The following is a 914-nucleotide window of genomic DNA, read 5'->3' as shown; positions in this document are numbered from 1 at the left end:
AGCAATTTTACATTTAGTTAAAGAAAGGGAATTGGGGTATGTCCAGTAAATTACCATGGACGAGGCTTTTTGCAGACAGATGGCTTCTTACTCTTGGTTGTTTGTCGCCGACCGAGAAATGTATCTATGTCATGTTGCGACTTTTAATGCTCCATACTGGTGAGCCTATTTTAAAGAACTTAAGGGTATTAGCTTTTTGGGTTGGTTATCCAGTAGAAGAGTTTGAAGCAGCTTTGAATTCCTTGATTGAAGGTGGATTCATCATACGTTTAGACAATGGTGGGTTGTGGAATTCAGAAGTTGAAAAAGAACTCAACAACGTCACTGAAGAGCTAGATAATTTCACTTGCAATAATAATAAAGAAAGGGAGGTGAAGTATGTCAACTAAGTTGCCATGGACGAGGCTGTTTGCAGATAAGTGGGCAATGGTTGTTGATTATTTGCCTGCTGTAGAGGGCAATATCTATATGCGATTACGGTTACGTATGTTGCGTACTGGTGAACCTCTTTTTTATAATATTAAAGTTTTATCTCATTACACTGGTTATTCAGTGAAGAAGTTCGAAGCAGCGTTAAATGTCTTGCTTGAAGAAGGATACCTTGTTCGTTTAGCAGATGGTCGCTTATGGAATTTAGATGTTGAAGAAGAACTCAATAACTCTAATGAGAATTTAAATAGACTCTCAGAAAAAGCTATAAAAGCTGCGAATACTAAGAGAAATAAGCAGAAAGATAATTCATCAAGAGAACATGATGATGTCATGATGACATCATCACGAGGTCATGATGACATCATGATGAGTTCATCACGACAACACATTAACATTAACAATAACAAAAATAAAAATATTATTTTATCAAAAAGAGAAATTGATTTTGAAAATTTAGAAACAAACGATTTTGTTGAAAAGGC

At 35.4% G+C, this 914-nt stretch carries 2 protein-coding genes; both read left to right on the top strand.

Features of this window, described 5'->3' with window-relative positions; all coding sequences use genetic code 11:
- Positions 1-38 precede the first annotated feature (38 nt).
- On the top strand, positions 39-389 hold the full coding sequence (locus tag ACFINC_RS10080; protein WP_375617126.1) for a DUF1376 domain-containing protein: 351 nt from the start codon (positions 39-41) through the stop codon (positions 387-389).
- The coding region (locus tag ACFINC_RS10075) for a DUF1376 domain-containing protein (RefSeq protein WP_375617125.1) at positions 379-914 on the top strand (536 nt) is incomplete at its 3' end. The genes ACFINC_RS10080 and ACFINC_RS10075, both read left to right, overlap by 11 nt.

Origin of the sequence: Bartonella sp. AP58NXGY (assembly GCF_042195785.1) — a bacterium.
Taxonomy (GTDB): Bacteria; Pseudomonadota; Alphaproteobacteria; order Rhizobiales; family Rhizobiaceae; genus Bartonella.
The sequence above is the reverse complement of the archived record's forward strand: the minus strand, read 5'-3'. Positions and strand labels throughout refer to the sequence as shown.

Bases quoted from the DNA above. Each gene is read 5' to 3' on its own strand.
- ACFINC_RS10080 (WP_375617126.1), top strand. From the start codon at position 39: ATGTCCAGTAAATTACCATGGACGAGGCTTTTTGCAGACAGATGGCTT.